The sequence below is a fragment of the Sorangium sp. So ce362 genome, from assembly GCF_051519845.1.
Taxonomy (GTDB): Bacteria; Myxococcota_A; Polyangia; order Polyangiales; family Polyangiaceae; genus Sorangium.
In genome coordinates, this window is record NZ_CP150332.1 from 11,195,330 (window position 1) to 11,222,143 (window position 26,814).

A 26,814-nucleotide genomic window follows, 5' to 3' on the forward strand; every position below is an offset into this window, starting at 1 on the left:
TGCACTCGAGGAGATGTGGCACGAATGGAATCTTCCCCCGGCGCGTTGCTCGGCGAGTTTTTCGCCCGTTCTCCGGATCTGCTCTTCATCGCCTCGGCCGACGGAGCGCTGCTCCATGGGAGCGGCGGGCTGCGTGAGGCGCTGGGCCCCGGGGCGGACAGCGGCACGCCCCTCGCGGATCTCGCGCATCCGGACGATCGCGCCGCGCTCTCGGCGGCCTGGTCGGCGCTCCTCGGGTCGGATGAGCCCGTCTCCTTCAGCGTCCGCCTGCGCGACGGCGGCGGGTCCTACCGGCGCCTGACCTGCAGCGCCCGACGGTCGTCCGATCGCAGCGCCGTCCTCGGCTCGCTCCGGGCCGAGCCCGCGGCCGCCGCGGTCGAGCCGGCAGTCGACAAGGAGGAGCTGAAGACGCTCCGGCTCAAGGCGCGCATCCTCGACGGCATCGCCGAGCACGTGGATCCCATGACGATATGGGCGCTCGACCGCGACGGGATCTACGTCTATCACCAGGGCAAGGCGGTCGCGAAGGCCGGGTTGAAGCCGGGGCAGCACGTCGGGCACAGCTTGCTGGACCTCTATGGGGCCTCCATGGACGCCGCTGAGCTGCGGAAATGGTACGACGGCCAGGTACGCCACGGTCGCGGCGAGGCGCACGGCGCCGACTGGGACAACTGGCTCATCCCGCTCCGCAGCGAGCCCGGCGGTCGCGTCGACGGCGTGCTCGGGGTCTCGCTCGACGTGTCGGAGTCCAGGCTCGTCGAGAAGGAGCTGCGCATTCAGCTCGACCAGATCGCCGCGCAGCAGAAGGTGATCCGCGATCTCTCCACGCCGATCATCGAGGTCTGGGACGGCGTGCTCACGCTCCCCCTGGTCGGCACGGTCGACAGCATGCGCACCGCCGAGGTCATGGACAGCTTGCTCCAGCAGATCGTCGAGAAGCGGGCGAGCTTCGCCATCCTCGATCTCACCGGCGTCGAGGTCGTCGACACAAAGGTCGCGAGCCACCTCATCGAGCTCATCACCGCGATCCGGCTCCTCGGCGCGGACGGCATCGTCGCCGGCATCAAGCCGACAGTCGCCCAGACCATGGTCGCCCTCGGGCTCGATCTCTCGCAGCTCAACACGCAGCGCAACCTGCGCGCCGCGCTCAACTACGCCATCCGGACCATGACCCGCGCCCAGGGCGCCGCCCTCGCCGCCAATCCGGCGCCCGGCAAGACGCGGGCCCTCTGAACGTCGCCCCCGCCGGCGCGCGTCCGCCGGGGGCTCCGCGCGCGGCTCACTCGTCCACGAGATCGAAGACGATGCCGCCCTGGGTCTTGATCCGGTGGGTCGACCGGTTGGCGCTGTTCACCGGCGAGGGCGTCAGCGGGTTGGGCGCGGCGCCCACGATCACCGGCCGATCGGGATCGCCGTTCACGAAGGCAATCAGCACCTCGGTCCCCGGCTTGAGCGGGAAATGCGTGCCGTAGTTCGCGCCGGCGTGGTTCTGGAGCATGCGCACCGGCCTGGACGACACGCCGCCGGCTGCCCCCGTGTCGAACAGGAACCGGATCAGGTACCTGCCCTGATCGTCGATCTGCGCGTCGTTGCTCCCGCCGCTCGGCCCCGCGTCCACCATCCCCGTGACGACGCCGCTGATCCGGGGGATCGGCGTGATGCGCGGCGGCCGATACGTGTTCTTGCTCGGGATCGCCCGGAAGGAGTTCACGTAGCGCTGGGGCGCGTCACCCCCGCCGCGGCCGCCGGCGGCCTGCGTCGCGCGGTGCTCCACCTCGACGAAGAGCAGGTCGAGCGGCTCCAGGTTCGGGTGCTCTTCCAGCATCGACCGCGCGCCCGCGCCGAGCGCGCACACAGCGCTCCTGCCCGTGTAGACGAGCTGCGTCGCCTGCCGCTCCTCGGCCCGGATCTGCGCCAGCTCCTTGCCCTCCCCCGGCGTCTTGTAGTGCCCGCCGAACTCGATCACGCCCCCCGCATACCCGGCGGGCAAGACGTGCTCCGACGTCAGATCGAGCATCGGTTGCCGGTAGTTGTAGTCGCGGGCCACATACACGCTCGGCACGAGTCGCGCTCTCGCCGCGATCTCGAAGACGTCCCGGGTCTCTCCGCGCTCGCGGAAGCGGACGGACTCGGCCCCGGCCGTCGGCTTGAACCCGCTGGCGCTGTCGGTGAAGACCATCGTGTCCTGCCCGTCCTGGTGCTCGAAGAAGAAGCTGATCCCGACGTGCTCGGCCAGGCGGCAGATGAAGGCGAAATCGGTCTCCTGGTACTGCACGACGAACTCCCGCGGCGCGTAGGTGCCCATCAGCCTGAATTCCACGTCGCTCCCGCTCAGGCCCACGAGCTCGAGCTTCTGCTGGATGAGCTCCGGCACGGCCTTGTGCATCGAGATCTCCGTGGTCTCGACGAGCGTCAGCCGGTGGGCGCGCGGGACGATGCGCAGCCGGTACGCCCGGTGATCGAGCAGCGTCGCGAGGTGATCGTGCACCTCGGCGACCATGCCGTGGATGCGCCGCAGCTCGACCCCGTCCCGCTCGAAGACGATCGCGACGGCCTCGCCGGTGAACGTCTGCCCGTCGACCGCGGCCTCGCTCGGACAGGCGACCTCGACGTCGAACGCGAAGAGCTGCGAGATGGCCTCGCGGCCCGACAGGCTGTTGAGCTGGAGGACGTCGGACGAGAAGCCGGCGAGCTCGAGTCGAATGTCTAGCGAATCGGATTGAGTGGTCATCGTCGCAGCTCCATCCATCGTGCTGTGGGAGTGGATCTCCCGCCTCAGGGCGCCCTGCGCCGGGGCGTCCGGCGCGCTCTCGTTCGCGAGCTATCGTTTGCGGTCGAACCGTTCGTAAAGGCTCCTTCTCAAGGAAGGTGACGGGGTGGGCAGCGCCGGGCGCTCCGGCGGAGGAGGCGGCGGCGGCCGGGGCGGCGGGGCCGCCGGCGGCTCGTCCGGCTCGAAGGACCGCGCCGGCGAGGCGCTGATCTCAGGCCTCGGCGGCGGAGGAGGCGGCGGCTCCGGCCGCGCGGGCTCGGGCGCCAGCGCGATCTCCGCTGCTTCCACGCGCGCGGGCGCGGGCTCCAGGTCGACCGCCGGCGCGGCGGGGCCGGAGCTCCCGGGCGCGCTGGCGCGCGCGTCCCAGTCGTCCTCGAACGAGAGCGCGAGCGTGCCCGAGCTCATGCGCTCATCGGCCGTGATCGGCTCACGGTCGATCCTCGACGGAGGCAGCGCGGCGCCCGGAGGCGCCGGCTGGAACGGCAGCGCAGGCTGGTCCGCCGCGCTGTCGTCCTGACCGGGCAGCAAGGCCAGCGTCGCGGTAGGAGACCCCTCCGGGTCTTCCGCCGAGGAGAGCGAGAGCGTCCCGGTGTCGAACCGGGGTGCCGGCGCCCCCGCGCCCGCCGCGCGCACGGCGATGTCGCCGGGAGGAGGCCCAGGACGAAACGGCGTCGCCGCCCTGACGAAGGCAGCCACCGCCGCGCCGCCGTCCGAGAGGCTCATCGTGCGCGCACCGACGGGCGGAGCGGTCTGGGTCGCGTCGAGGCCGTCGGTGTCGTCGCCGTCGGCGCCCACGCCCCGCGCGCGGCCGGCCGCGTCGCCCGCCCGGGCGGGGCCGGGGGCCCCGGCGCCCGTGTCGGCCGGCCTCTCGGGCCACTCGAGCGGCTCTCCGGGGAGCTCGACCCCCGCCACGATGGAGGCCGCCGCGAGCGCAGCCTCGTCGGGCACGGCGAAGCTGCCCCGGAAGACGAGGGTGCACCGCTGCTCGTCGCCGTCGATGCGCAGCGTGTCCGCGCTCAGATCGAGCGGGGTACCCTCGCTCACGCCGAAGGCCGAGAGGCCGTGAATGCGCGCGCGGCCGCGCGCCTCGGGCAGCCGCGTCCGGAGGCGGGGCAGCGTGGGGTGCAGCCCCTGGAGCTCGATCCATTCCCCGCCGCGCAGGGTGCGCACCCGCTGATCGGGCGGCGCCGCCTGGTAATACGCCCACGCGAAGGCGTCGGGGATCTCGGCGATGGCGGCATCGAGCGCCTTGCGCGGGGTGGCGCCGAGCAGCCGCTTGCGCGCCGGCCAGGCGCGCGCGATCGGGCCGAAGCCGGCCGCGCGCGCCGGCTGGAGAGGATCGATGACGTTCGCCTCGGGATCGGACGGGTCGCCCGTGGCCCGCACGCCGAGGAAGTTCTCCTGCTCGTTCTCCCCGCGGAGCGCCCGCTCGTACACGAGCGGCATCCGCTGGAACCCGGCCCTGTCCTGGACGAGCAGCTCCTTGTCAAGGAGGACCTCGCTCTCGTCGGAGATCGTGAGTCGCACAGGCAGGGAGTGCACGGGCGCGCCCGGCGGCGGCGCATGGGCATGACCGGTGAAGAGCACGTCGGCGTGGTCCAGGTGCGGGGCCAGATCGCTCGTGAGCCGGACGCTCCGCCCCGGGTTGTTGCCGTGATGCACCTCCCCGGGGAGGATCTTCTGCGGCTCGACCCTCGGCATCTCGGCGTCTGCCGCGAAGGCGAAGGTGGCCTTGACGATCACGGTGATGCGGAGCTCGCCCCGGCACCGCCAGGCCACCGAGGTCGCTGCTGCTCCGTTCAGCGGCGTGACCCTCTCCGGCGCGGTCGTGCTGTTCGCCATTGCGCCGGTTTATAGCACAGCCGCCGTCACGACCCTGACCGATCGCGCGCCGCGCGGCCGCGTCCAGCCGATCTGCCGAGATGGCGGAGCGCAACAACTTGCCGCCGCACGGTGACCATGGCACCCACGGCAATCATGAAGCTGGCTGGAACCGCTCGTGCGGTGGCATCGGCGCTCGTCGTCCTCGTCATGATTGGCTCGTTCGGCTGCGACACGGTGGCCACGCTCGTCGCGCCCGCAGTCCCGGTGGTCATCGAGAAGGCGACCGCGCCCGGGGAGCCGGCCGCGCCCGAGGCTCCGGCCGCGCCCGAGCCGCCCGAGAGCCGGAAATGCTGCTTCCGGAGCGGCGAGAGCGTCGCGAAGGTGTGCGAGAGCCAGGAGCGCTGCTGTTCGGGCAGGTACGATCGCGGCGCGTGCGAGGATTCGGGCGGGCTCTGGTTCCAGAGCGCCGACGGCTGCGCCGGCGCCTGCTGAGGCGCGCGCGGGCGGTCACGTCGCGGCGCCGGGGGCGATCGCGCCGTGCGCTGGGGGGCCGATTGCGCCGTGCGCTGGGGGGCCGATCGCGCCGTGAAGGCTGGCGCTCGTGGGGTCTGCCGGCGTACGAAGGGGCGTGCGCGAGCTCGACCCCGACGCCCTGCTCCGGCTCGTCCAGCGGGCCACGGGCCACGTGCCGTCGTCGCTGGTCCCGCTGCGCGGCGGCGTGTCGTGCCGGCGTTACCTGCGCGTCGTCACGCCGGCCGGCACGGCGGTCGCGATGTTCGCGCCGAGCGAGGAGGGGGAGGGCACGGCGGCCGGCGCCGCTGCTCCGCGGTGGCCGTTCCTGGAGGTGCACGCGCTGCTGCGCGAGCGCGGCGTCCGGGTGCCGGCGCTGCTCGCGGAGGACTGCGAGCACGGCCTGCTCCTCCTCGAGGACCTCGGGGACCGGACGCTCTCGGCCTTCGTCGAGCGCGAGCCCGCCCGTCGCGCCGAGGTCTACGCCCTGGCGGTGCGCGATCTCGCCCGGGCGCAGCGGGCGCTCGCGGCGCTCCCGCGCGGCTCGATCGTCGACGCCTGCGCGCTCGACGCGACGCTGCTGCGCTGGGAGCTCGACCATTTCCGCGCTTGGGCGCTCGACGCGCGCGGGCTCCGGCTCGACGACGCCGCGCGGGCCGAGTTCGACGCGCTCGCGGATCGCCTCGCCCGCCGCATCGCCGTGTGGCCGCGGGGCTTCGTCCACCGCGACTTCCAGAGCCGCAACCTGATGATCGTGGACGCGCCGGGCGGGGGCCTCGAGGTCGCCTGGCTCGACTTCCAGGACGCCCTCCTCGGCCCGCGCGCCTACGATCTGGCGACGCTCCTCAACGACAGCTTCCAGGACCTCGATCGACGGTTCGTCGAGGCGCGCCTCGACGACTACGCCGCGGCCGCCTCGCTCGATCGGCCGGGGCGCGACGCGCTCGGCCGGGAGTTCGAGCTGGTCACGGTCCAGCGCAAGCTCAAGGACGCCGGGCGCTTCGTCTTCATCGACCGCATCGGCGCGGATCCGGGCTACCTGCGCTACGTCGAGCCCGCGCTGGCGAGGGCGCGCGCGGCGCTCTCGCGGCTCGGCGACGACGGGGACATGCGCGCGCTGGCGCGGCTCATCGCGGCGGCGTGAGGGGAGAGTTCGACGCAAAGGCGCATCAGAGGTCCGACTCCTCGAGGAAGCGCTGGAGGAACGTGGACGCGCTCGGCTCTCCGGCTCTCGGAAGGCCGCCGAACACAGCGAACTGGTGCCATACCCACTCGGCGTTCAGATAGGTGTCCTTCTCGCTCTCCTCAAGCGAGGAACACACGTGATCCCAGCGCGGGCTCACCCCGGGGAGATAGCCGCTCTTGTCGGGCGGCAGGCTCGAGAGGCGCGCCACGTCCGCGTTGCCGGCGAGCCTCCGCCGGATCGCCGCGTTCGCGTCGAGCTGGTACCCGCCGGTCATCCGCAGCCGGCGCGAGGCGTCGCCGCTGTACCAGCGGAGGAGCGTGGCCTCGCTCCTCGCGATGCCGCGGGCGTCGAAGGCGAACACCTCGCTCACCCGTCCCAGGTTGGCGGCCAGCGCCTGCCACAGGGGTAGCCCGCCGGCGCTGAAGCCCGCGAGCCCCAGCTTCCCGAGCCGCGCCCCGCCCGGTCCGATCCCGATCTTCTGCGCGCCCCCGAGGAAGCGGAGCGCCGCCTCGGCGAGGCCGGGCAGGCTCGCGGTCGTCGCGGCGCCGAAGCTCGTCCCGCTCGGCCACGGGTGCAGCATGACCACCGCCTTGCCGCTCGCGGCGAGCGCCTCCTCGAAGCCGCAGCGGAGATACACCCAGCGGGACTGATCGCGCGGATCGCGCGCGAACACGTCGCGCGCCCAGAACGAGGCGTCCGGATCCGGGTCGGGCCCGAGCAGGTATCGATTCAGCCCGAACATCTCGTGGCGCTGATCGACCCGGGTATAGGCGTACCCTTCCGGCCGGTAGAACACGAGGGCCGAGATCCCGCCGTCCGGCGGCGCCTTGCAGGCCTCCGGGATGCTCGCGAACCAGATCTTCGGCTCTCCCGCGGTGGCGCCGAGGGCCACGAGCTCGGTGCCGGGCTGGTGCTCGCGCTGGTACTCGTCCGTGTACCTCGCGTAGGCCATCCAGAACGGGGTGATATCGACGAAATCGGTCCTGATCTGCGCGAGCGCGAGGCCCGGCGTCGACTTCACGTCGACGAGCGGGTGCGCTTGCCCGAGCGTCGGGTCCGGGGCGGGGTCGAGCGACGTCCCCCCGCCGGCGACGTCGAAGGCCTGCTCGACCGACAGGACCTCTTCCTGCAGGGCGGGGACGTCCTCGAAGGCGCCGAAGGCCGCGGAGAAGCGCGCGTTGAGCGCGACGCGCGCCGCGCCGGCGGGGATCGCGAACTCGCGCAGCCCCGGGCCCGCGGCGGCGAGGGGCAGCGGCGCGTCGTCGGCCGTCGCCTGCACCTCGGAGAGCGCATCCGGCAGCAGCGGGCTGCCCGCGTTGCGCCAGGTGACCCGGAGCTTCAGCGGCATGCGGCGCTCCGGACCGGACGACGCGCGCGCGGGGCGGCGGCCTGGGCGGACGTGGCCGGGCCGTCGCCGGCGAGGAGAGAGCGCTGCGGGGCGGGGGGCACGGTGCGCCCAGGATACCAAAAGGCGCGGGGCGCGGGAGTGCGCAACGGGGAGCGGGAGGAGAAGAGGGGGAGTCCGGAGGGGCTTTCGTCCCTCCGTGTCGCTCGGCGCATCGATGCGGGCTGGAGCGCCGCGCCGCCGAGAGGCGCTGCTTGCCTCGTCGGCCGGCGCGTCGCTCGTCGATCAGGGGTCAGCGCGAGCCGTTCGCGCAGTACCCGAACGAGATACCCGCTCCAGCGCTGACCTTGGCGCTCCAGCCCGATCCGACGAACACGAAGTCGGTGCCCGTCGTGGTGCCGCTGGCGCTCCAGAAGTCGCGGAGCGTGGCCCCCTTCGAGGGCACGTACGCCTTCCACGTGACGTTGGAGCCCGTCGTCGTCACGGTGACGTTGTTGCAGTAGCCGCCCGTCCACGTCGAGTTGGGGGTGATGGTGACACTCACGTTGCTGGGCTCGGCGCGCACGCCGCTCGTGCTTGTGCCGCCGCCGGAGCCGCCGGAGCCGCCGGAGCCGCCGGAGCCGCCGCTGCCGCCGGAGCCGCCGGAGCCGCCGGAGCCGCTGCTGGAGCTGCTGCTGCTGCTGGAGCTGCTGCTGCTGGAGCTGCTGCTGCTGCTGCTGCTGCTGCTGCTGCTGGAGCTGCTGCTGCTGCTGGAGCTGTCGCCCTTCACGCGGGCGATGAAGCTGTCGTAGCCGGCGACGTCGCCCGTCTGCGACAGCAGGACGATCGCGACGCCCATGTCGACGGCCTTGGCGACGTTGCTCTCGTTGAGCCAGGTGGAGTCGACGTTGATCGGGCCGCCGCCGAACGTGTACGCGTCGACGATGACGAGCGGCAGGCTGAGCGCGCGCGTGATCTCGCGGTAAGTGAAGTTGTCGATCTTGCCCTCGGTGAACGGGAACTGCTTGCCCGTGAGGCCGACGTACTTGACCACGCTGCGATCCCAGCCGTCGTAGAAGTCGCTGACCGAGGACGCCCACCGGGTGGCCGACGGGCTGAACCACGGGCTGAAGTCGATGACCACCTTGCACGAGGGGCAGCCCGACTTGATGGCGCCGAGGATCTGGTTGATGTAGTTGTCGGACTCCGTCTCCGTGAGCGCGTTCTGCTGCGCCGTCTGCGAGAACTGGTACCAGTCCGGCTCGATGTGGATCAGCGGCTCGACCGCCCTGCCGCCGAGGGCCGTGTTGATCCCCTGCGCCGCCTGCCTGTACTTGGTCACCATCGCGCCGATGTTGCTGCGCACGTACGCCGCGCCCCGCTGGCACAGCGGAGCGCCGGCGTCGCCGTCGCAGTCGCGGTCGGACCCGAGCCCCTTCTTCGTCATGTCCGTGGCGATGTAGCCGAAGAGGTAGGGCGTCTTCCCTTTGCTGACAATCTGCTGAAGCTTGCTCTGATGTGTGGAGGTGAAACCGTTCGACTGCAGCCAGTCGCCGACGGCGACCACATCGACATTCGCCGGCCCGGACGAGGGCGGCGACCAGGTCTGGCTCCACTGCGGAGCAACGCCGAAGCGCATCTGTGATGCCGCTGCGGCAGCTGCTGCCTCGTCGGCGAAAATCTCGTTCTCTTCCGAGGCGCTGGAGCCGTCATCCGCGGCAACGATGCACCCGCCGAGGACGGCGACCATGCACGACACCGCTCCAGCACCCCAAAGCGAACCCTTGATCCTCGTCATTATGTCAATCTCCAAGTGGCCGCGCGGCTCGGCGCCGCGTCGGATTTTTCACTCCCGAGTGCCAGCTTCAGCTTGGCGCGGGGCACTTGATGAAGTGTGCTCGGCGCAACTGCAACGGTCGGGCCATCATCTCTCGAGATCGGTGAATGCCGATTCATGGGCAGAATTTCGACGATGCCTGTCCGCGAGAGATGCTGAGTGACCGATGGAGTGGATCGCCGATCCGGGGCACGGATGATCCACCACGGATCCCCTGATTCCTCCGCCGAGAGCGAGGGAAAACAAGGGTAAATGCGGGCAGGTACGCGCAAAACATGCAAGACGCGCAAGACACGCAAGACGCGCAAGACGCGCAAGACGCGCAAGACGCGCAAGACGCCGAACGCGCCCATCAGGGCATCAAAAGAAAATTCGAATCGAGGAAGGTCGGCTTCCCGTGCGAGACATGTTGTTCTGTCCGACATGTCCCGACATGCGAGCCCGACATGCGGGCCCGATGTGCGAAATGGTGTGTTGTCTGCCAGAAGTGCTTGAATTGCGGTCCTGGACGGGTAGAATGTAATACTTTTATCCAGCGAAGCGCTCCAGTAGTCTGCGTCGCATGTACGCGAACCGTGGAGTGAAGCGATGAGCTCGCCCGCGCTCATCGAGATCGAGGACGCCGAGGTGTACCGCGGCGATACGCGCGTCTTCGAGGGGCTGTCGCTGCGCATCGAGCAGGGGGAGAGCACCGCGATCCTCGGGCCCAACGGGGCCGGGAAATCGACGTTGCTCAGGCTGCTCTCGCGGGAGATCTACCCGGTCCACCGCGAGGGCTCGGGCGTGCGGATCCTCGGGCGAGAGAGGTGGGATGTCTTCGCGCTCCGGCGCCGGCTGGGGCTCGTGTCGTACGAGCTCCAGATGGCCTATCCGCGGGAGGTGCGGGGCCTCGACGTGGTGCTCTCCGGCTTCTTCGCGAGCGCCGGGCTGCACGAGCACGAGCCGCCGACGGGCGCGCAGCGCGGGCGGGCCGAGGCGGTGCTCCGCGAGCTCGGCGTGGCGCACCTCGGCGACAAGCCCATCGCGGAGATGTCCGCCGGCGAGCAGCGGCGCTGCCTGCTCGGGCGCGCGCTCGTGCACGATCCGGAGGCGCTGGTGCTCGACGAGCCGACCACGAGCCTCGACCTGAAGGCCGCGTTCGAGCTCGTCGACCTGCTCAGGCGCCTCGTGCGGCACGGCAAGACGCTGATCCTGGTGACGCACCACGTGCACGAGATCCCCCCGGAGATCGAGCGGGTCGTCCTGCTCGGCAAAGGCCGCGTCTTCGCCGACGGCCCGAAGCGCGAGGCGCTGACCGACGACAACCTGTCGCGCCTGTTCGACGTGCCGCTCTCCGTGGTCGAGCGCGACGGATTCTTCCAGGTCTTTCCCCGATCCTCCTGAGATACGGAGCCCCGGAGACATCGAGTCTCGCCTCGATCCGCCGTGCTCCTCCTCTGTGCCGCTGTGGCCCCTTCTCTCAGCAAGCCAGGGACAGCCCGGGCGACGCGGTGCTATCCGATCTCCACCTTGCTCCACATGTCTCGCCGCATCCGCTCCTTCCGCCGGTCGGTCCGGGTCACGAGCCGCGCCGCGCCCCAGGCGGCGAGCAGCTGGCCCTCCTGGCCGAGGCCGGGCAGCACGCTCCGGCCGACGAGCAGCGTCCGCTCGATGGGACCGCGGATCGGCTCGCCCGCGAGCCCGAGATAGCCGGGCGGGTCGACCTCGAGCTGGCGCACCATCGGCTCCGCGCCCGGGGCGGCGCCCTTCAGCAGCGCCCGCTCGACCAGGCGGCGGCGCTGGCCGTCGTAGAGCCACACGGGCAGGCCGTCGTGCACCGAGTCGACGACCACGAGGTGGCGCTCGAGGAACGGGAGCTCGGCCGTGAGCGCGTCGAGCACCGCCTGGCGCGCCTCGAGCAACGACAGCGGGCTCCGGTCGGCGAGCAGGATCTCCGCCACGAGCAGCGTGTCGGTCGAGGGCGGCGGGAGATCGCAGCGCTGGAGGTGGATCACGGGGCGCAAAGGCCCGGCCGGCCGCGTGTGGCGCGGCGAGCTCGGCCGCCCCCCGGAGGCGTCGCCCGGCGCGCGCGGAGGCGGGGGCACGAGCGAGCGGCCGGCGGGCACGGACTGGAAGGGGAGCAGGAGCGCCTCGGGGCCGAGCGGCTCGGGCAAGCCCTCGCGGCGCACGATGAGCGACACGACGAAGCGGCCGACCGAGGAGGTGATGCGGGGCCACTCGCGCAGCGCGCGCTTGTGGATGCCCTCGCCGCCCGACAGGCTCGCGAGCGTCTCGCCATCCATGTCGGTGATCACGAAGCTGCTGCCGTTCGGGTGATCGTCGCCGTCGAGGAGGACCCCCGCCGCGGTGCCGCGGCGGACGTGGACCGACGCGGCGCGCTCGTCGAGGAGACAGCGGCCGCCGTGGGCGAGGATGCGCTCGACGAGGAACTCCTCGATCTCCTCCTCGCCGCGCGGGACCATCATCAGCCCGCGCGTCCACGCCCCGTGCAGGCGCGCCACCGCGAAGGGGGGCGGGAGCGCCGAGAGATCCGTGGCGAAGAGGACGGACTGCGTGACGATCGAGCGGAACAGGTGGCCGCGCGGGAACTCGACGAGCAGGTCGGCGTCGGGCTCGGCGCGCGCGTAGGGGAGCATGGCGGCGTAGCGCGCGGTCTCGCGCCGCTCCCAGAACGTGCCCGGCGGCCAGAGGGCGTCGTGCGAGAACGCGTCGTCGGCGGCGCCGTTGACGTGGGCGAGCTCGGCGTAGAGCTCGTCGACGACGCGCCGGAGCTCGGGGAACTCACGGTCGATCTCGCGGCCGAAGAGGACCATGTCGGGCGGCACGTCGAGGCGCCGGCGCGGCGCGACGACCTGCAGCATGGGCATGGCCGGGACGATGCGGCGCTTCCAGGTCTGCGACTGGGCGAGCTCGACGAGGAAGCGGCGCCACGCCGGCGAGGGCTCGGCGAGCATGGTGAAGGCGCGCCGGCGGAGGACGTGCTGGTCGAGGCGGTAGGTGGGCGGGCGCTCGCCGTGCCCGACGACCATCACCGTGAAGTCGCGCCGCGCGAGGAGCGCCGCGGCGGTGAGCGCGCCGATGGAGCGGCCGAGGACGATGACGTCGTAGTGCTTGTGGATCACGCCCCTTCCCCGACCGATTCGGGCGCGGGGCCGACCTGAGCGAGCCCGAGCGCGGTGTCGACGCCGGCGATCGTCGCGCGCGCCCGCCCGCCGGGCGCGGCGGACGGCGCGATCTGGAGGCGCCCCTCGGCGAGCCACGAGAGCGCGCGGACGAGCAGGGCGTGCTCCTGGACGAGGATGCGCGCGGCGAGGGCGTCGTGGTCGTCCCCCTCGAGGACGGGGACGGCGGCCTGCGCGAGGATGGGCCCGGTGTCGGTGCCGGCGTCCACGAGGTGGACGGTGCAGCCGGTGATGCGCACGCCGTGATCGAGCGCCTGCTGCTGGGCGTCCACGCCGGGGAAGGAGGGCAGGAGCGAGGGGTGGATGTTGACGACCCGGTGCGGGAAGGCGTCGAGGAAGGTCGTCGTGAGCAGGCGCATGAAGCCGGCGAGGACGACCCAGGTCGCGCCCGCCTCGCGGAGGGCCGCGACGGCGGCGGCGTCGAAGCCGTCGCGATCGGCGAACTCCTGGTGCGGGAGGACGCGCGTCGGGATGCCGGCGCGCTCGGCGCGCGCGAGGCCCTCCACGCCCGGCCGGTTGGAGATGACGAGCCGCACGCGGGCGTCGAGGTGGCCGGCGGCGATCGCGTCGAGGATCGCCTGGAGGTTGGAGCCGCGGCCGGAGATGAGGACGCCAAGATCGAGGGAGGGCATGGGGGGCAGATACTACGGCCGGGGCGGGCGCGGGAGAGATCCGGGGCGGCAGCGGCCGTCCGGCTCCGGAGCGGGGCCCGCCCGGAGCCACGGCGCGCCGCCCGCCGTGCGACCGGCCCGAGCGCGCCGCGTCTCGGCCCGCGGAGCGTCGCTTGCTGCCTCGCCGCGCCCGCCTATTCTCAGCTCATGGTCGCCGTCGCCCCGCTGTCCGCGCCCTCGACGTCCCCGTCCAGCCAGGGCGAGCAGCGCTTCGTGATGTCCAACGTCTCCTGGGACGAGTACGTCGCGCTGCGCAAGCTGCTCGACGATCACCCAGGGCTGCGGATGACCTACTGCGAAGGGGTGCTGGAGCTCATGAGCCCGTCGGCCGACCACGAGGATGTCAAGACGCGCATCGGGCGCCTCGTCGAGCTGTGGGCGCTGGCGCGCCGCGTTCGCGTCTACGGCTATGGCTCGACCACGTACCGCCGCAAGGCGAGGCAGCGCGGCCTGGAGCCCGACGAGTGCTACTGCGTCGGCAAGGTGAACAAGAAGCGGCCCGATATCGCGATCGAGGTGTTCATCACGAGCGGCGGCATCGACAAGCTCGACGTCTACCGCGGGCTCGAGGTGCCCGAGGTGTGGATCTGGAAGGATGGACGTATCTCGGTCCACCTGCTGGGGGAGGGCGGCTACGAGCAGGTCGAGCGGAGCGGGATGCTCCCCGAGCTCGATCTGGGAGAGCTCTCGGAGTGCGCGCGGATCCCCGATCAGGCCGACGCTGTCGACGCCTACTGGGAGCGGTTGACGCGGAGGGGCTGAGCGGCGAGAGCCGGCCTCACCCGGGGCCGGTCCACGATGGCCGGCCAACCTACCAATGCCGCGCCGCTCGGGTTAGGGTGGCGCCCGCCACGATGCCGGAACGCCCGCCCGAGCCGCCCCTGACCGCCGACGAGGCCGCGAAGCACCGCGCGATGTCCTACCTCGGGCGGGTCGTCTCGAAGCGGTACCGCATCGACGAGGTCATCGCCATGGGTGGCATGGGCGCGGTCTACCGCGGCGAGCACGTGCACATGCACAAGCGCGTCGCGATCAAGATCCTGCACCCCGACACCGAGCGGCTCCCCGAGCTCGTGCAGCGCTTCGAGCGCGAGGCGGTCGCCGGCGCCCACATCCAGCACCGGAACGTCGCGACCGCGACCGATTTCGGCGAGGCAGAAGACGGCTCGTTCTTCCTGGTCCTGGAGTACGTCCGCGGCACGACGCTCCACGAGATCATCCGGCGAGGGCCGATGCCCGCCGCGCGCGCCGCCCTGATCGCCAGGCAGCTCGCGGCGGGCCTCGGGGCGGCCCACGCGATGGGCATCGTCCACCGCGACGTGAAGCCGCGCAACGTGATGGTCGTCGAGCCGCAGGGCGATTTCGTGAAGCTCATCGACTTCGGCCTCGCGAAGGTGAGCGTCGACGAGCTGCGCCGATCCGCGGCGTCGCCGGAGTCCGTGCGGAGAGAGGGGGAGCCGCTCCCGGTCCGGCTCACCACGGCCGGGGTGATCTTCGGGACCATCGCCTACCTCGCCCCCGAGTCGGCGCTCGGGATGGATTTCGTCGACGAGCGGGCGGATCTCTATGCCCTCGGCCTGATCTTCTACGAGATGCTGGCCGGCAAGCATCCGTTCCTGGCCAAGGATCCGGTCGCGCTCTTCAACCAGCAGCGCAGCGCGCCCGTTCCGGCGATCGCCGAGCATGCGCCCGGCGTCGCGGTCCCGCCGGCCATCGAGGCGGTCGTGCGGCGCCTCCTGGAGAAGCAGCCGCGCGCCCGCTTCGAGGGCGCGGCGGAGCTGATCGCGGCGCTCGACGAGGCGTGCGCCGCGTCGGGGATCGTGATGGCCGAGCCCAGGGCGGAGATGGGGTCGAGGGCGGAGATGACGTCGGTGCCCGCGATCGCGGAGGCGGCGCGCGTGCCGAGCAACCGGCCGCCCCTGCCCAGCGCGCTGTCGCGCGAGCCCGAGGCCGGCTCCAGCGGCGCTTCGGCGATCGTCCTCGGGGATTCGTGCCTTGTCTCGCTGACGGATGTGGCGGACGAGCTGGAGCCGGCTGCGCAGCGGGCAGCCGGCGAGCCGGCCGGAAGCGGCGGGAGCGCGCCGGAGCCGGCGCGCGCGAGCGATTGGGCGCTGGTGGGGGCGACGGCGCCGGTGGAGGCGGCCGAGGACGAGGAAGACGCCGCCGGCGAGTCGCGGCCGACGCCGGTGCGCGACACGCCGACCCTCTTCGCCGAGCTGACGCGCGACTCGCGCCCGACCACGGTGGGCGGCGCGGCGTTCATGGCCCAGGTGGCGTTCTCGCGGGAGGAAGCCGCCGGCCGCGCAGCTTCCGAGGCCGAGGCCGAGGAGGAGCGGCTGTCGAGCGACTCGCGCCCGACCGCGGTGGGCGGCGCGGCGTTCATGGCCCAGGTGGCGTTCTCGCGGGAGGAAGCCGCCCGCGATGCCGCTGGCCCGCCGTCGCCGCGATCGCAGGAGCAAGCCGCGTCGAAGGAGCCGGCGTCGAAGGAGCCGGCGTTGCAGGAGCCGGCGTTGCAGGAGCCGGCGCCGCCGGTCTCGACGCCGCTGCCGCTGGAGGCGCCGTCTCTGGCGCCAGAGGAGCCGGCAGGGTCGCTCGAAGAGCCGGCGTCCAAGGAGCCGGCGGGGCCCACGTCCGCGCGGCAGCCGATGGCGGAGCCGTCGCCCGAGCCGTCGGAGCGTGGTCCGTCGGAGCCCTCGCCGAAGCAACCGTCGCTGCCGGGTACGGAGGAGCCGTCAGCGCGTGCAGCCGAGCGGGCGTCATCGAAGCCGCCGTCAGCGCCCGCAGCGGAGCGGGCGTCGTCTAAGCCGGCGTCATCGAAGCCGCCGTCAGCGCCCGCAGCGGAGCGGGCGTCGTCTAAGCCGGCGTCGTCGACGCCGCCGTCAACGCCTGCAGCGGAGAGGGCGTCGTCTAAGCCGGCGTCATCGAAGCCGCCGTCAGCGCCCGCAGCGGAGCCGGCGCCCTCGAAGCCGCCGGCGCCCTCCGTGGAGGAGCCCGCATCGGCGAAGACACCAGCGACGCCGGCGCAGCCGCCGGAGAAGGAGCCTCCGGCGGCTGCGCCGGCGTCGCTGCCGCCGGACGAGCCGCCCGCGGAGGAGGACGCGCCCGCGTCGGAGCCGACCTCCGAACGGATGAGCGGCTCGCGGCCTGCTTTCGCCCCGACGCTGCTGCGGGAGCTGGAGGCCGCCGAGGCGGAGCGCATCGCCCGGGAGCGCGAGGAAGAAGCCAGGCGGAAGCTCGCCGAGGAGACCGAGCGCGCCGCCAAGGAGCGCGAGGAGAAGGCCAGGCGGAAGCGCGCAGCCCAGGAAGCGCGCGCGTCGCGACCGAGCCACGCAGGCCTCGGCGGCCGCCTGGGCCGGATCGCCCCGTACCTGGGCGGCGTCCTCCTCGCCGCGGGCGTCATCGCAGCGCTCGCCGGCGGCGGGCGCGCCCCGCCCGAGCCGGACCCCCAGCTCGGCCAGACGAGCCCGCCCGCGAGCGCGCTCGCCACGAGCGAGCCCGCGCCGGCCGCCGCGGCGCCCGAGGCCGCTGCGCCGGCGACGACCGCCGTACCCGACGCGCCGGCCGAGCCTCCGCCCGACGACGCGGCTCGGAAGGCGCTCACCGATGCCTCCAGGGCGCGCCGGTGGGTGAAGGCCGCCGAGGCGCTCAACCTGCTCGCCGAGCGCGATCCGACCGCGCTGCGCGAGCGCGCGGTCGCGATCGCGGCGCGCAACGTCGCCATCGCCATCTCGAAGACGGGCGGCGAGCTCGCCGACAAGGTCTTCGACGCGCTCGCGAATCGCTTCGGGGCCGCTGGCCTCGACGTGCTCTACGAGATCGTCGAGACCCGCGGCCGCTCCACCCCGGCCACCCGCGCGGCGAAGCTGCTCCGCGATCCGGAGATCGCAGCCCGCGGGACGCCCGCCGTCCGGATCTCCTTCGAGCTGCGCGACGCCACGTGCGGCGAGAAGATGCCGTTCCTCGATCGCGCCGTCTCCGAGGGCGACCAGCGCACCCTGGTCGTGCTCGAGACGGCGGTGAGGCCCTGTTACAAGACGAACCGGACCATCGACGAGGCGATCAAGAAGCTGAGATCGCGGCTCGAAGACGGGTGAGCGCGGGCCGCGCCGGCCCCTTGCTCGTCGCGGCCCGCGCGCCGCGCCCAGCGCTCGCCGGCTCCCTCATCCGAACCGGACGCGCTCCTCGAAGGGCACGTCGCCGACCGACACCACCTCGCCGAGCACCCAGGCCCGCTCCCCGCTCCCGGCGAACGCCTCGATGGCCCGGTCCGCGGCGCCCTTCTCCACGACCGCGACAAGCCCGACGCCGAGGTTGAACGTGCGCCGCATCTCGGCCTCCTCGACCGGCCCGCCGCGCTGGAGCACCTGGAACACCGCCGGCCGCTGGTACGAGCCGAGGTCGAGCTGCGCGCCCAGCCCGTCCGGCAGCACGCGCGGGAGGTTCCCCGGCAGGCCGCCGCCCGTGATGTGCGACAGCCCCCGGACCGCATCGCCGCAGGCCGCGAGGAGCGCCGTGATCGCGCGGGCGTAGATGCGGGTCGGCGTGAGCAGCGCCTCCCCCACGGTCGCGCCGAGATCGTCCACGCGGTCGCTCATCCGGAGCCCCATCTCCTTCTCGAGCACCCGCCGCGCGAGCGAGAAGCCGTTCGAGTGCAGCCCGCTCGACGCCACGCCGATCACGGCGTCGCCGGCCGCGATCCGCTTGCCGTCGAGGATGCGCGAGCGCTCGACGACGCCCACGGCGAAGCCGGCGAGGTCGTACTCGCCCTCGGCGTACATTCCCGGAAGCTCGGCCGTCTCGCCGCCGATGAGCGCGCAGCCGGCCTGCTTGCAGCCCTCGGCGATGCCGCGCACCACCGCCTCGCCCACGTCCACGTCGAGCTTGCCCGTGCCGAAGTAGTCGAGAAAGAACAGCGGCCGCGCGCCGACCGTCACCACGTCGTTCACGCACATGGCGACGAGATCGATGCCGACCGTGTCGTGAACGCCCGTCGCGAACGCCACCTTCAGCTTGGTGCCGACCCCATCGGTGCCGCTGACCAGCACCGGCTCGGACAGGCCGCCCGGCAGCATGCACAGCCCGGCGAACCCGCCGACATCGCCCAGCACCTCGGGGATGCGCGTCGGCTTCGCGAGCCGCTTGATGCGCTCGACGAGCGCGTCCCCTGCATCGATATCGACCCCCGCTTCCCGGTATGTGACGCTCATGCGAGGCGCATCCCATACCTCGGCGGCAAAGGGAAGCGGGCTCGCTCCCGGCGAGGCCGCCGCGCCGGGAGCCGCGGCCGGCGAGCGCGGCGGCCATCCCGGCAGAGGCGCGCGGCGCTGCGCCGCCGCCACACGACGGCGCCGCGCCGCGCGGCCCCCCCCGAGCGCGGCCGCTCCTTGGCGCCTCGCGCCGCGGCCTGGTCGCCCGCGCCGCGGCGCGCATTCCCTTGCAGCGCATTCCCTTTATCGATGTGACTTTCTCGGTGGAGCTGACCGCATCCAGCCAATGCGGTTCCTCGCTGCGGAGCTGTCGTGAGCGGCTCTCCGGCCTTGTCTTCTGCGCCGCGGTCGACATTCTAGGCGCCATATGTCCGCCGCGTCCGATCCGTCGCCTGCCCTCGTCCTCGTCTCCGCCGCCGTCGTCATCGAGCGTGGCCGCGTGCTGCTCACGCAGCGCAAGGTGGGGGCCCACCTCGAGGGCGCGTGGGAGTTTCCGGGCGGCAAGGTCGAGGCCGGCGAGGATCCGCGGGACGCCCTCGTCCGCGAGCTGCGCGAGGAGATCGGCGTGGAGGCCCGCGTCGGCGACATCGTGGAGGTGACCTATCACCGCTACCCGGCGAAGCCGGTGCTGCTGCTCTTCTACGAGGCCTCCTTCGCCGAAGGGTCTCCCGCTCCGGCAGCGCTCGACGTCGCCGCCGTGCGCTGGGCCGAGGCGCCCGAGCTCCGGGACGAGCTCTTCCCGCCCGCCGACGTCGCGGTGCTCGCCAAGGTGCGCGCGCGCCTCGCGGGGGGCTCGTCTGGCGGGTGACCCGCCAGACGAGGGGCGTCCGCGAACCTCAGTAGGGATACCCGGGGATGTTCACGTCGATCGAATAGAGCGAGCCGCCCGCCGTGATGTAGAGCGTCTTCCGATCGGCCCCGCCGAAGGCGACGTTCGACGCCTTGCCCCCCACCTCGATGGTGCCGAGCCTCGCGCCGTCCGGCGCGAGGACCTCGACGCCGCGGAGCCACCCGACGTAGAGGTTGCCCGCGCAGTCGACGCCCATGCCGTCAGCGTCCTGGAGGTTCGAGGCGAACCCGGAGGAGGGGCCGGCCGCGCCGCCGTCGTCCAGCGCATACCGCCGGATCTGGCCGCCGAAATCGCCGGCGTAGAGCGTGCGCCCGTCGGGCGAGAGCGCGACGCCGTTCGGCTGGGCCATCGTGTCCACGACGCTCACCTCGCCGGACGGCGACACGCGGTACACGGCCGTCGGCAGCTCCGACCGGCCGGTGAGCTGGAACGCCGGATCGGTGAAATAGACGTTCCCGTCGGCCCGCACGGCGACATCGTTCGGCGAGTTGAACCGCTTGCCTTGATAGCCCTCGGCCACCGGGCGCCGCGCCTTCGTGCCGAGGTCGAACACGGAGATGCTGCGCGTGTCGTGGGTGCACGCGATCAGGTTCCCGTCCGTGGACAGGCCGAGACCGTTCGTCGAGCTGTTCTCGACGAACACCTCGAACGAGCCCGGAGGCGTGAACCGGCGGATCGTCGCCCGCGGGCCATTGAGCGGCGGCTGGTTCTCCTGCATGAGGTGAATCTCCGAGAAGAACAGCGCACCGAGCTCGGCGACCCAGACCGGCCCCTCGACGTAGTTGAACCCGCCGCGCACCTGCTGCGCCCTGCGGTTCGCCGGCAGCGGATCGGCCGCATACGGTCCTCCCGGGCAGATCCCCAGGTCGCCGCCCCCGCCGCTCCCGCCGCCCCCTCCTCCGAGCCCGCCCTCTCCGAGCCCGCCTCCGCCGCTCCCGCCGCCTGCGCCCGCGCTCTCGCCCCCTGCCCCGCTCGCCGTCGTCGCCCCGCTCGCCGTCGTCGCCCCGCTCGCCGTCGTCGCCCCGCTCGCGCCCGGGCCGCCGCTGCTCCCCGTGGCGATCTGGCCTCCGGTGGAGCCGCCCGGATCACCGCCCCCCTCCGACGAAGATCCGCCAGGATCGCCGCCGTCACCACAGCCGCTCGCGGCCGCGGACAAGATCCCCCATAGCAACAACGAAAATCGAGCTCTCATAAGCAAGGCCTCCACATCGAGATGCGCACAACGTGACTTACCACACGTCATCAGCCGGCTACGGCCACAACCGTCGCCGCCAGCCATGTAAGATGAAGCCATAGCCCATGACCAGGCGCATGAGCAGGGGTGCCCACTGGCTATATCTCTCTTCGGTGTTCGATGTTCCGCGGCTCATCCGGATGGCGTCTCCTGTCGGATCGGGTCACGTGGTGCTCCGCGGAGCTTGGGTGGTTTCCGGGGGGTGATGAGGGAGAGAGCCCGGCCGCGGGCGCTCACAGCGCAGGGGGGCAAGCCTCGCCGCGGACGTCGCCGAGCAGGCTCGCGAGCCGCTGGCGGGGCAGCTCGCCGACGGCGCGCTCCACCTCCTGCCCGGCGGCGTCGACGCTGAGGAACGTCGGCACGAAGCGTACGCCGTAACGTGCCGCGAGGGCCTGACCGCGCGGATCGTCGACCCGGATGCGCAGGACGGTGTCGGCCTCCTTGGTGCAGCGCGCTTCGAGCTCCTTCACGAGCGGCGCCATGCGCTCGCACACCGCGCAGTGCGCGCTCTCGAACTCGACAAGCCGGGGCTTTCCCTCGAGCAGCGGGACGTCGCCGTGCTCCACGACGCTCTCCGGGGCCGCGCACGCGCCGGCGGGGCCGCCGTCGCAGGGCGCGCTTGCAGCCACGGCCGCCGCGGGCGCCGGCGAGAGGGCGTCCAGACGGCCGGTCGCGAACGCGATGCCGAGGACCACGAGCAGCGCCCCCGTCACGCGCTGGAGGACCGGCGTGGCCGGCACCAGGCGACGCGCGAGCTCGACGGCCGTGGGCCCGGCGAAGGCCGCGACGACGAGCGGCGCGGCGAGGCCCGCGGCGTAAGCGCCGAGCTGGATCGCGCCGGTGAGCGGGCTGGCACCCGCGCCGGCCGCGTAGGTCAACGCGGCGCCGAGCACCGGGCCGACGCACGGCGTCCACCCTGCCGCGAAGGCGATCCCGAAGAGCATGCCTCCCCAGAAGCCGCCCGCGCCCGGGAGGCGGGAGAGGAGCGGGCGCGCCTCGCGCTCCAGCCACGGGAGGCGCAGCACACCGAGGAGCTTCGCGCCGAAGAGCACAAGGATCGCGCCGGACACGACGGTGAACGCGTGCCGATGGGGCGCGAGCGCCGCGGCGACCGCCGACGCGCCGGCGCCGAGCGCGACGAGCACGATCGCGAGGCCGATCGCGAAGCCGACGCCCGCGAGGCGCACGCTGCGCTTCGCCGCCGCGCGGTCTGGACCACCGAGCGCCCCGGCGCCGCCGAGGGCCGACAGGTAGACGGGGAGCATCGGGAGCACGCAGGGCGACGCGAACGTCAAGAGCCCTGCGCCAAAGAGCGTAAGCAATGAGCCGAGCGTCATGGGTCCTCGTGATGGCCGGGATCAGCGCCTGCCGAGCGCCGGCGCGAGCGCCGCCACGTCCACTTCGGCGACCGCGAGCACCGGCTGTTCCACGCTCCTCGCGCAGATCGCGTTGCCGAGCGGCCCCCGGGTGCACCCCACGCCGCGCCCTGCGAGCGCGCGCGCCGCCGTCGCGGCGTCGGAGCCGGGCGGCGGCACGAACACCGTGAGCGGCTTGTCCCCGCTCGCGTACATGAGCGCCGCCGTGCGCGTGCCCCCGATCTGGCAGAGGCGCGCCCCGAGAAGCCGCGCGCCGGACAGCGCCGGGACGGTCACCGCGTAGCCGAGCTTCCCCTCGAGCCATCCGGCGACGGCGCCCGGATCGGAGGACTCCAGGTCGCACGGGCGCTCGCGCGCGAAGCCACGCACGTGGTGGCTCACGAGCTCGTCTGCCATCGCCGCGCCCACGTCCCGGCTCGGGCTGGCGACGAGCAACGCGGCGGCCGCCGTGGCCGCGGCGAGGGCGGCCGTGATCACCCAGGGGCCGCGGCGCGGCGCGCGCGCCTTCCGCGCGGCGGCGGCCTCCGCCCGATCGCGCAGGCGTTTCGGGACCTCCCCGTCCGCCTTCGCGACGAGCGCGCGCCGCACGCTGCCGACGACCTCCACGGCGCGCCGGCAGGGCCCGCAACCGGCGACATGCGCCTCGATCCGCGCCGCGTCTTCGGTCGTCACCTCGCCGTCGTGCCACGCCGAAATGTTCTCGAACCACTCGCGGTTGCACCCTGCCATGACGTCTCCTCGTGCCGTTCGGAGAGGCCCTCGACAAGCGCCAGCCGCGCCCGCGAGAGCCGTGATCGCACCGTGCCCACGGGGCACGCCTGGAGCTCGGCGATCTCCTCGTAGGAAAGATCCTCGACCTCCCGTAGAAGCAACGCCTCGCGCCACTCCGGGGGCAGGCGCGCGAGCGCGCGCTCGACCTCGTCGGCGAAGCCGCGTTCGAGGAGCTCCGCCTCCAGATCGCCCCGCGGCTCCGGCACCGACTCGGCGCCGCGGCCGCCCTCGATCACCTCGAGGCGCTGCCGCGCGCCGCGCGTCGCGTTGAGCAGCACCGATCGCTCGATGCGGAGCAGCCACGCGCGCATGCGATCCTCGTCGCGCAGGTCGGCGTGCCGCTCGATCGCGCGCACGACCGTCGCCTGCGCCAGATCCTCGGCGTCCTGCTCGGAGCGCGTCAGGCGACGCGCCGCGCGCAGGAGGCACGGGAGCTCGGCGAGGAGCCGAGCGAGGAACGAGGTGTGGGGAGACGTGGGCATCGCTGGACCGGGAGCAGGAGGGCTTTGCCCCGCCTCGTTCGCCGGACACTCCCATGACACGGCGAGGCCCGCGAAAAGTTCCCGATCCTACGACCTGTCCGGTCAGGCGGTGATGCCGCCGTCGATCTTCAGCTGGGCGCCCGTGACGAAGGCGCCCTCGGGGCCGGCCAGGTACGCCACCATGCCGGCGATCTCGTCGTCCTTTCCGTAGCGCTGCACGGGGATCTGGCCTTTCAGCTCGGCGGCGAGCGGGCCGTCGGCCGGGTTCATGTCGGTGTCCACGGGGCCAGGCTGGACGTTGTTGACCGTGATGCCGCGCGGACCGAGCTCCCGGGCCCAGCCGCGTGTCAGGCCGGCGACCGCTGCCTTTGTCGCGGCATAGACGGCCATCCCGGGGATGTGCACTCCGTCGCTGCTGATGCTCCCGATGTTGATGATGCGCCCACCCTCGCCCATGTGGCGGACGGACTCCTGCGTGGCGGCGAAGAGGCCCCTGACGTTCACCGCCATGAGGCGATCGAACTCCTCCAGCGAGAACTGCTCGATGGGCGCGAGGGCGGCGACGCCGGCGTTGTTCACCAGCACGTCGAGCCGGCCGAAGATCTTCACCGTCTGGGCGACGGCGCTCCTCACCGCCTCGGCGTCGGCGCTGTCCGCCCGGAGAGCGATCGCCCTGCCGCCCGCCGCCTCGATGGCGTGCACCACCTCCGCTGCCTTCGCGGGCGACGCAGCATAGGTGAGGGCCACGGAGGCGCCCTCGTGCGCCAGGCGCCTGGCGATCGCCGCCCCGATACCCCGTGAACCCCCGGTGACCAGCGCAACCTTGCCCTTCAACGTAGTACCCATCGAGAGGATCTCCTTTTTTTTGGAACGATCGTTCCTGAAAAGGAAGCTAAGTAGGTTGCTGCTGTCCGTCAAGCGATTTATGGAACGGTCGTTATGAAAAAAGCGGCGGAGGGGGTCCAGCGGAGGCGAGGGCGGCCGCGCTGCTTCGATCAGGAGGCGGCGCTGGAGCGGGCCATGGTCCTGTTCTGGGACCGGGGGTACGAGGCGACGTCGCTCGACGAGCTGAGCGCGGCGATGGGCATCAGCCCGTCGAGCCTCTACGCGACGTTCGGGGGCAAGGAGCAGCTCTTCCGGGCGGCGGTCGACCGGTACCTCGTCAGGGGGGGCGGGAACATCGGCCGCATCTTTGCCGAGGAGCCGACGGCCCGGGGCGCGGTGCAGCGGCTGCTCGATGCGGCGGCCGACGAGTTCACCCGACCCGATCATCCGTCCGGCTGCATGATCGCGCTGGCCGGGACCCAGTGTTCCCCCGGCGCCCGGCCCGTACAGGACTTGCTGCGGGGGCACCGAGAGGGCTGGCACGCCTCGCTCCAGGCGCGGATCCAGCGAGGCATCGAGGCCGGCGAGCTCGCGTCCGACACGGACGCCGCCGCGCTGGCCACGTTCTATTTGACCCTCATGCTGGGGATGTCGGTCCAGGCGCGGGACGGCGCGTCACGGGAGGGCCTCAGCGCGGTCGCGGAGGCCGCGATGCGGGCATGGCCCGGCGCCCCGCGCGGTCCGTAGGCTCCCGCGCGTGCCGCCGCGCTCAGCCGGCGATGCCGGGCCGCCCGGGCGAGAAGGGCGACAGGTCCAGCGGCGGCTGCTCTCCCGCGATGAGCGCCGCGACGATCTTCGCGGTCACCGGGGCGAGGAGGACGCCGTTGCGGAAGTGCCCTGTCGCGAAGATCAGCTGGGCGATCTCCCCCTGTCCAAGGATCGGCAGCTCGTCGCTCGGGTGCGGCCGGAGGCCGGCCCACGTCCTGCCGAGCGGCGCGTCCTCGAGGGCGGGCACGAGCCGGAGCGCCGCGGTCAGGAGGTCGCGCACGGCCCGGGCGGTCACCGCGGGCACGAAGCCGACGAGCTCGACGGTCGCCCCCACGAGCACGCGCCCGTCGTCGCGCGGCGACAGGTAGCACCCGGGCCCGTAGACCACCTGCGTGAGCGGCGGCGACGCCGGCGTGAGCTCGACGATCTGCCCGCGCACCGGCCGCACCGCGGCGCGGGCGAGGCCGGACCCCTCGATCAGGGACGACCAGCTCCCCGCGGTCAGCACCGTCCAGTCCGCCTCGACCTGGGTCCCGTCCTCGAGCAGCGCGCCGCGCGCCCGCGCCCGATCGACGAGGATGCGCCGGACCGCCGCGCCCGCCCGGAACTGCACGCCGGCGCGCTCCGCCGCGATCCGCAGCGCGCGCATCAGCGACGGCGGATCGAGCCGCGCCTCGTCGACGAACCACGCGCCGCCGGCGACCTCGGCGCAGAGCGAAGGCACGCGCGCCCGGGCCCCGCCGCCGTCGCAGAGCTCCACCGCGAGGCCTGCCTCTCGTTGCCAGGCGACCTCGCGGGCGATCTCCTCGCGGCCCTGCTCGGTGAAGGCCACGCGGAGCGCGCCGCTCTGCCGGAAGCCCACGTCGACGCCGGTCGCCTCGGCGAGCGACGCGACGAGCTCCGGGTACAGGGCGCGGCTCGCGAGGCAGAGCCGCGCGAGGGGGCCGTCGCCCGCCGCCGTCTCGAGCTGGGGGCCGATGATCCCCGCCGCTGCCCAGGAAGCGCCCTCGCCCGGGTTGCGCTCGAGGACGCGAACGGAGAGCCCGCGCCGCGCGAGCGCGAGCGCCGAGGCGCACCCGGCCACGCCGCCCCCGATCACCACCACGTCGCTCATCGGCGCTTGCATAGCACGCTGGGCGCCGCGGGGAGCCGTGCGCGGAAGCGCTGCGGCTGGCTGGCAGGGGGTGAGCGATCAGGCCGTGTGAGCGCGCAGCGACCTACTCCGATGCCCCTCCACCGGTATCCTCGGCTGTCGCTGCGGGGTCGGGCACCTTCGCCGCGGTAGCGGGGTCCGCGGCCTTCGGCGCTTTCGCAATCTCAGGTGCCGCGGCCTCCGGCGCCTTCGCCGCGGCCTCCGGCGCCTTCGCCGCGGCCTCCGGCGCCTTCGCCGCGGCCTCCGGCGCTTTCGCCGTGGCCTCCGGCGCCTTCGCCGCGGCCTCCGGCGCCTTCGCCGCGGCCTCCGGCGCCTTCGCCGCCGCGCCCGCCTTCGCCTTCTTCTCCTTCGCCGCCTTCGCCTCGAGCGCGCCCGCCGCGACCGGCTCCCGCTTGCCGTGGCCGACCGCGCGCGGATCGCCGTACGGGAACGCCGCGCTGCCGCTCGCGTCGATCGGCTTGCGCGGGGCCTCCGGGTCGGTCGCCGGGCTCGGCGGCGGCGCGATCGGTCGCGGCGTGCGCAACCGGTTGCCCGGGCCGGCCTGCGTCCAGACCTGCACGTCGCCGAGCACGCGCGTCCGGTTCGCCATCCGCCGCTGGCCGCGCGCGCCGAGCAGCTTCTCCAGGAAGGTGAGCGGCGACGTCGCGCCGGGCTCCCCCTTCACCCAGCACGTGTAATCGCCGATCCCCGTGCCCCGGAACGTCTCGCGGCAGACCGCTATCCCGAGCTCGGCCGCGATGTCGCTGAGGAGCCGACCCGGCTCGGCCTCGACCGTCCTGTGCTCATTGACGAAGGTGACCCTGGGCATCGGTGGACAGGCAGCGTCCTGCCCCCCCGCGACGAG

Annotated in this window: 22 protein-coding genes; 8 read left to right on the forward strand and 14 right to left on the reverse strand. The window is 73.1% G+C overall.

The genetic code is table 11. The annotated features are described in order from the left end of the window. Positions 1 to 24 precede the first annotated feature (24 nt). Positions 25 to 1,233, forward strand: coding sequence for an STAS domain-containing protein (locus WMF17_RS42940; RefSeq protein ID WP_437646680.1), 1,209 nt, complete (start codon positions 25 to 27; stop codon positions 1,231 to 1,233). 46 nt (positions 1,234 to 1,279) lie between these two features. On the opposite strand, the gene WMF17_RS42945 is transcribed toward WMF17_RS42940, so the two are convergent. Further along, entirely contained in the window at positions 1,280 to 2,731 is a 1,452-nt protein-coding gene (locus tag WMF17_RS42945; protein WP_437646682.1) for a type VI secretion system Vgr family protein, read from the reverse strand. Between the two features lie 90 nt (positions 2,732 to 2,821). Further along, positions 2,822 to 4,612 (reverse strand): DUF2169 family type VI secretion system accessory protein, encoded by a 1,791-nt coding sequence (locus WMF17_RS42950; protein ID WP_437646684.1) that lies wholly within the window; start codon positions 4,610 to 4,612, stop codon positions 2,822 to 2,824. Between the two features lie 162 nt (positions 4,613 to 4,774). Between WMF17_RS42950 and WMF17_RS42955 the strand changes: the two genes are divergently transcribed. Both WMF17_RS42955 and WMF17_RS42960 read left to right on the forward strand, forming a co-directional pair. Continuing rightward, entirely contained in the window at positions 4,775 to 5,086 is a 312-nt protein-coding gene (locus WMF17_RS42955) for a hypothetical protein (protein WP_437646686.1), read from the forward strand. Positions 5,087 to 5,222: 136 nt separating this feature from the next. Continuing rightward, entirely contained in the window at positions 5,223 to 6,248 is a 1,026-nt protein-coding gene (locus WMF17_RS42960; protein ID WP_437599343.1) for an aminoglycoside phosphotransferase family protein, read from the forward strand. Between the two features lie 25 nt (positions 6,249 to 6,273). Here the strand turns inward: WMF17_RS42960 and WMF17_RS42965 are convergent, their stop codons facing one another. Both WMF17_RS42965 and WMF17_RS42970 read right to left on the reverse strand, forming a co-directional pair. After that, positions 6,274 to 7,638 (reverse strand): hypothetical protein, encoded by a 1,365-nt coding sequence (locus WMF17_RS42965; protein ID WP_437646688.1) that lies wholly within the window; start codon positions 7,636 to 7,638, stop codon positions 6,274 to 6,276. Positions 7,639 to 7,927: 289 nt separating this feature from the next. Further along, on the reverse strand, positions 7,928 to 9,364 hold the full coding sequence (locus WMF17_RS42970) for a cellulose binding domain-containing protein (protein ID WP_437651460.1): 1,437 nt from the start codon (positions 9,362 to 9,364) through the stop codon (positions 7,928 to 7,930). Positions 9,365 to 10,039: 675 nt separating this feature from the next. Between WMF17_RS42970 and WMF17_RS42975 the strand changes: the two genes are divergently transcribed. Further along, positions 10,040 to 10,834 (forward strand): ABC transporter ATP-binding protein, encoded by a 795-nt coding sequence (locus tag WMF17_RS42975; protein ID WP_437646690.1) that lies wholly within the window; start codon positions 10,040 to 10,042, stop codon positions 10,832 to 10,834. Positions 10,835 to 10,944: 110 nt separating this feature from the next. Here WMF17_RS42975 and WMF17_RS42980 read toward each other — a convergent pair whose 3' ends face one another. Together WMF17_RS42980 and purN are read right to left on the reverse strand one after the other, a co-directional pair. Continuing rightward, entirely contained in the window at positions 10,945 to 12,573 is a 1,629-nt protein-coding gene (locus WMF17_RS42980; protein WP_437646692.1) for an NAD(P)-binding protein, read from the reverse strand. After that, complete coding sequence (gene purN, locus WMF17_RS42985) at positions 12,570 to 13,265, reverse strand: phosphoribosylglycinamide formyltransferase (protein WP_437599348.1); 696 nt, start codon at positions 13,263 to 13,265, stop codon at positions 12,570 to 12,572. The genes WMF17_RS42980 and purN overlap by 4 nt, the downstream gene beginning before the upstream one ends. 186 nt (positions 13,266 to 13,451) lie before the next feature. Here purN and WMF17_RS42990 point away from each other — a divergent pair, with 186 nt between their 5' ends. Both WMF17_RS42990 and WMF17_RS42995 read left to right on the forward strand, forming a co-directional pair. Continuing rightward, a complete protein-coding gene (locus tag WMF17_RS42990; protein WP_437646694.1) occupies positions 13,452 to 14,066 on the forward strand; it encodes a Uma2 family endonuclease in 615 nt (204 codons plus the stop codon). A gap of 92 nt (positions 14,067 to 14,158) precedes the next feature. After that, positions 14,159 to 17,398 (forward strand): protein kinase domain-containing protein, encoded by a 3,240-nt coding sequence (locus tag WMF17_RS42995; RefSeq protein ID WP_437646696.1) that lies wholly within the window; start codon positions 14,159 to 14,161, stop codon positions 17,396 to 17,398. A gap of 66 nt (positions 17,399 to 17,464) precedes the next feature. On the opposite strand, the gene purM is transcribed toward WMF17_RS42995, so the two are convergent. Beyond that, positions 17,465 to 18,511, reverse strand: coding sequence for a phosphoribosylformylglycinamidine cyclo-ligase (gene purM, locus WMF17_RS43000; protein ID WP_437599351.1), 1,047 nt, complete (start codon positions 18,509 to 18,511; stop codon positions 17,465 to 17,467). Between the two features lie 367 nt (positions 18,512 to 18,878). Here purM and WMF17_RS43005 point away from each other — a divergent pair, with 367 nt between their 5' ends. Further along, positions 18,879 to 19,319, forward strand: coding sequence for a (deoxy)nucleoside triphosphate pyrophosphohydrolase (locus WMF17_RS43005; RefSeq protein WP_437599352.1), 441 nt, complete (start codon positions 18,879 to 18,881; stop codon positions 19,317 to 19,319). 28 nt (positions 19,320 to 19,347) lie between these two features. Here WMF17_RS43005 and WMF17_RS43010 read toward each other — a convergent pair whose 3' ends face one another. From WMF17_RS43010 to WMF17_RS43030, 5 genes are all read right to left on the reverse strand, one after another. Next, positions 19,348 to 20,553: an SMP-30/gluconolactonase/LRE family protein gene (locus WMF17_RS43010; protein ID WP_437646698.1), complete on the reverse strand. Its 1,206-nt coding sequence runs from the start codon at positions 20,551 to 20,553 to the stop codon at positions 19,348 to 19,350. Positions 20,554 to 20,828: 275 nt separating this feature from the next. Beyond that, the gene (locus tag WMF17_RS43015; RefSeq protein WP_437599354.1) at positions 20,829 to 21,932 is read right to left on the reverse strand and encodes a cytochrome c biogenesis protein/redoxin; all 1,104 of its coding nucleotides are present in this window, start codon (positions 21,930 to 21,932) and stop codon (positions 20,829 to 20,831) included. Positions 21,933 to 21,953: 21 nt separating this feature from the next. Beyond that, positions 21,954 to 22,700, reverse strand: coding sequence for a zf-HC2 domain-containing protein (locus tag WMF17_RS43020; protein ID WP_437599355.1), 747 nt, complete (start codon positions 22,698 to 22,700; stop codon positions 21,954 to 21,956). Beyond that, complete coding sequence (locus tag WMF17_RS43025) at positions 22,640 to 23,224, reverse strand: RNA polymerase sigma factor (RefSeq protein ID WP_437599356.1); 585 nt, start codon at positions 23,222 to 23,224, stop codon at positions 22,640 to 22,642. Before WMF17_RS43025 ends, WMF17_RS43020 begins: the two co-directional genes overlap by 61 nt. Positions 23,225 to 23,326: 102 nt before the next feature. Further along, on the reverse strand, positions 23,327 to 24,070 hold the full coding sequence (locus WMF17_RS43030) for a 3-oxoacyl-ACP reductase family protein (protein WP_437646700.1): 744 nt from the start codon (positions 24,068 to 24,070) through the stop codon (positions 23,327 to 23,329). 93 nt (positions 24,071 to 24,163) lie between these two features. Between WMF17_RS43030 and WMF17_RS43035 the strand changes: the two genes are divergently transcribed. Continuing rightward, the gene (locus WMF17_RS43035; protein WP_437646702.1) at positions 24,164 to 24,796 is read left to right on the forward strand and encodes a TetR/AcrR family transcriptional regulator; all 633 of its coding nucleotides are present in this window, start codon (positions 24,164 to 24,166) and stop codon (positions 24,794 to 24,796) included. Between the two features lie 22 nt (positions 24,797 to 24,818). Here the strand turns inward: WMF17_RS43035 and thiO are convergent, their stop codons facing one another. Together thiO and WMF17_RS43045 are read right to left on the reverse strand one after the other, a co-directional pair. After that, complete coding sequence (thiO, locus tag WMF17_RS43040) at positions 24,819 to 25,931, reverse strand: glycine oxidase ThiO (protein WP_437599359.1); 1,113 nt, start codon at positions 25,929 to 25,931, stop codon at positions 24,819 to 24,821. Positions 25,932 to 26,034: 103 nt separating this feature from the next. Beyond that, positions 26,035 to 26,778 (reverse strand): hypothetical protein, encoded by a 744-nt coding sequence (locus tag WMF17_RS43045; protein ID WP_437599360.1) that lies wholly within the window; start codon positions 26,776 to 26,778, stop codon positions 26,035 to 26,037. Positions 26,779 to 26,814 lie beyond the last annotated feature (36 nt).

Excerpts from the sequence above, each read along its gene's own strand:
- WMF17_RS43020 (WP_437599355.1), bottom strand. The coding sequence starts at position 22,700 with ATGGCAGGGTGCAACCGCGAGTGGTTCGAGAACATTTCGGCGTGGCAC.
- WMF17_RS42970 (WP_437651460.1), bottom strand. The coding sequence starts at position 9,364 with ATGGTCGCCGTCCTCGGCGGGTGCATCGTTGCCGCGGATGACGGCTCC.
- WMF17_RS42945 (WP_437646682.1), bottom strand. The coding sequence starts at position 2,731 with ATGACCACTCAATCCGATTCGCTAGACATTCGACTCGAGCTCGCCGGC.
- purM (WP_437599351.1), bottom strand. The coding sequence starts at position 18,511 with ATGAGCGTCACATACCGGGAAGCGGGGGTCGATATCGATGCAGGGGAC.
- thiO (WP_437599359.1), bottom strand. The coding sequence starts at position 25,931 with ATGAGCGACGTGGTGGTGATCGGGGGCGGCGTGGCCGGGTGCGCCTCG.
- WMF17_RS43005 (WP_437599352.1), top strand. The coding sequence starts at position 18,879 with ATGTCCGCCGCGTCCGATCCGTCGCCTGCCCTCGTCCTCGTCTCCGCC.
- WMF17_RS42995 (WP_437646696.1), top strand. The coding sequence starts at position 14,159 with ATGCCGGAACGCCCGCCCGAGCCGCCCCTGACCGCCGACGAGGCCGCG.
- WMF17_RS42990 (WP_437646694.1), top strand. The coding sequence starts at position 13,452 with ATGGTCGCCGTCGCCCCGCTGTCCGCGCCCTCGACGTCCCCGTCCAGC.
- WMF17_RS43035 (WP_437646702.1), top strand. The coding sequence starts at position 24,164 with ATGAAAAAAGCGGCGGAGGGGGTCCAGCGGAGGCGAGGGCGGCCGCGC.
- WMF17_RS42965 (WP_437646688.1), bottom strand. The coding sequence starts at position 7,638 with ATGCCGCTGAAGCTCCGGGTCACCTGGCGCAACGCGGGCAGCCCGCTG.
- WMF17_RS42940 (WP_437646680.1), top strand. The coding sequence starts at position 25 with ATGGAATCTTCCCCCGGCGCGTTGCTCGGCGAGTTTTTCGCCCGTTCT.
- WMF17_RS42975 (WP_437646690.1), top strand. The coding sequence starts at position 10,040 with ATGAGCTCGCCCGCGCTCATCGAGATCGAGGACGCCGAGGTGTACCGC.
- WMF17_RS43030 (WP_437646700.1), bottom strand. The coding sequence starts at position 24,070 with ATGGGTACTACGTTGAAGGGCAAGGTTGCGCTGGTCACCGGGGGTTCA.
- WMF17_RS43010 (WP_437646698.1), bottom strand. The coding sequence starts at position 20,553 with ATGAGAGCTCGATTTTCGTTGTTGCTATGGGGGATCTTGTCCGCGGCC.
- WMF17_RS42950 (WP_437646684.1), bottom strand. The coding sequence starts at position 4,612 with ATGGCGAACAGCACGACCGCGCCGGAGAGGGTCACGCCGCTGAACGGA.
- purN (WP_437599348.1), bottom strand. The coding sequence starts at position 13,265 with ATGCCCTCCCTCGATCTTGGCGTCCTCATCTCCGGCCGCGGCTCCAAC.
- WMF17_RS43045 (WP_437599360.1), bottom strand. The coding sequence starts at position 26,778 with ATGCCCAGGGTCACCTTCGTCAATGAGCACAGGACGGTCGAGGCCGAG.
- WMF17_RS43025 (WP_437599356.1), bottom strand. The coding sequence starts at position 23,224 with ATGCCCACGTCTCCCCACACCTCGTTCCTCGCTCGGCTCCTCGCCGAG.
- WMF17_RS43015 (WP_437599354.1), bottom strand. The coding sequence starts at position 21,932 with ATGACGCTCGGCTCATTGCTTACGCTCTTTGGCGCAGGGCTCTTGACG.